The 327-nt window shown below is 60.9% G+C and carries 1 protein-coding gene; it reads left to right on the forward strand.

Translation table 11 applies throughout. The features are described 5' to 3' along the window. The coding region (locus EN807_RS33775) for an LptF/LptG family permease (RefSeq protein ID WP_135938036.1) at positions 1-327 on the forward strand (327 nt) is incomplete at both ends.

Consider the following 327-nt stretch of genomic DNA (forward strand, 5'->3'; position numbering starts at 1 on the left):
AGGCGCCAACCTGATCTACTACGCCAAGTCCGGCAGCATCGTCGAAAAGGACGACGAGAAGGTGCTGATGATGAATGACGGCGTCATCAACCGCAAATCGCTGACCGGCGACCTGTCGGTGATCCGCTTCACCTCCTATGCCTTCGACCTCTCGGCCTTCATGTCGGCGGCGAACGAGATCACGCTGCTGCCCAAGGACCGCACGACGCAGTACCTGCTCAACCCGGATCCCAACGACAAGATGTTCCAGCGCAAGCCGGGCAGCTACACCGCCGAGCTCGACCAGCGCTTCTCCGAATGGTCCTACCCGCTGGTGTTCGCGCTGAT

It is taken from the genome of Mesorhizobium sp. M5C.F.Ca.ET.164.01.1.1 (genome assembly GCF_004792125.1).
In the GTDB taxonomy this organism is placed as follows: Bacteria; Pseudomonadota; Alphaproteobacteria; order Rhizobiales; family Rhizobiaceae; genus Mesorhizobium; species Mesorhizobium wenxiniae.